The sequence below is a fragment of the Tenacibaculum sp. genome (assembly GCF_050290165.1).
GTDB lineage: Bacteria > Bacteroidota > Bacteroidia > Flavobacteriales > Flavobacteriaceae > Polaribacter.
Genome location: NZ_JBNKHD010000018.1, coordinates 1 through 1,562, shown reverse-complemented (window position 1 = coordinate 1,562; position 1,562 = coordinate 1). Strand labels below are relative to the sequence as shown.

The following is a 1,562-nucleotide window of genomic DNA, read 5'->3' as shown; positions in this document are numbered from 1 at the left end:
GAGTTTTTAATAAAAGCTAACGTGTTTGTATAAGAATAGTGCGGTTTTGTGAGCGAGGATTTTCCGAAGGAAAATCAGAAGCTAGCAAAACGCACTAACTTTTGATTAGCACTAAACTAAGCATTATTTTTATACGGTGTTGCCCATAGTTTTTATAAATTCCGACTTTTTTTGATATTTAAAAATCATTAATATCGTCATCTTGATTAAGTTCCGATTCTATTTGTTCTTTTCTTTTCTTAAGGATTTCTTTAGCTTTTCCTTCAAGTGTTTTATTATATTCAACAACTTCACTATTTATCACAGGAATAATTTTTTTCATTAAGTCAATTGTTTCCTTTATAGATTCTTTGACTTCACTTATTTTATCTTCTCTTAATGGTTTTTGTGAAAATGTTTGATGCTCGATATTCAAATAAGTATTATTGATTGATGCTTCAACATTTTTATTAAAAGTCATATTTTTTGGCTGAAAAGAGAAAAGTTCTAAATTTCCACTAACCTTAAATGTATAAACAGCTTTTGCACAAACCATACTTTCATTAGGATTTATATCATAACCTTGAGGAAATTTCATTCCACTAACATTTTCATTTACCAATTTTCCTTCTCTACTTTCGTAATCAACTTCAATCGGATTGATTTTATTCTCTTCAGATATTTTTTTGGCAAGTGCATCAATATCTTCTTCCATTATTTGATAGTCAGAAAAGTGATTTATTTTCTGTACAACACTATTGTTTGCTATTTGAAAAGCATAATCAATTTTTCTTTCTTTGAATAATTTTATCATTGTGTACTGTTTTTTTAAATTATGGGCAACGGTTTTGGCTATGGTTTCGTTGCGTGAAAATCCGCGAGGATTTTCCGCCGTAAACCAAAGTTAGCAAACACGCAGGAATTTCCGAGAGGAAATTCCGCCGCAATGAATTATAGCCGGTGTTGGCAGTAGTTTTTTTAATCAAAGTCATAATTGAATTTAACATTAGAATAGACATAAGAGCTTTTTCCAATTCTTCTTTGAATAGAAATTGGAGACTCACAATATCCACTATCAATTAGCTTGTCTTTAAATGCCTCGGGAAATTGAGGGTTTATTCTTATTATTTTGGATTCTGGCTCAAATAATTTTGTTAAAGTAAACTTGAGCTTATTCTTGTATGCACTCTTTACAAAAACGTGAGTTAATTGAGAATCTATTTGATATCTAATCTCTTCTCGAATATCAATAATGATTTTCCAAAACGATTCTGAATATAAAGATGCTGGCTCTACAAATCCGTAAATGTGACCAACAGGAGTTGACAAACTTCCTCCTTGCTCATTACGTACGATATGAAATAGCTCGCCAATTAATCCATCTTTAGATATAGACCTAAAGTGAATTGTATAGTCTAAAACATTTATTTGTTTATTGTTCATTTAAATGTCTTATCCTGAAATATGGCTACAGGTTAAAATTGAATTTACGCTGTTAATTTATATACCATATTCGGTGTTTTAAAATCTAAAGATAAGTGTAATCTTATTTCGTTGTACAAATTAATTGCATTTTTTGTAGC

The 1,562-nt window shown here is 29.8% G+C and carries 2 protein-coding genes; both read right to left on the bottom strand.

What is annotated here, in order from left to right:
• Window positions 1–178: 178 nt before the first annotated feature.
• On the bottom strand, window positions 179–793 hold the full coding sequence (locus ACQY6M_RS15160; RefSeq protein ID WP_428744971.1) for a hypothetical protein: 615 nt from the start codon (window positions 791–793) through the stop codon (window positions 179–181).
• A gap of 164 nt (window positions 794–957) precedes the next feature.
• A complete protein-coding gene (locus tag ACQY6M_RS15155; protein WP_428744970.1) occupies window positions 958–1,422 on the bottom strand; it encodes a hypothetical protein in 465 nt (154 codons plus the stop codon).
• Between the last annotated feature and the right edge of the window lie 140 nt (window positions 1,423–1,562).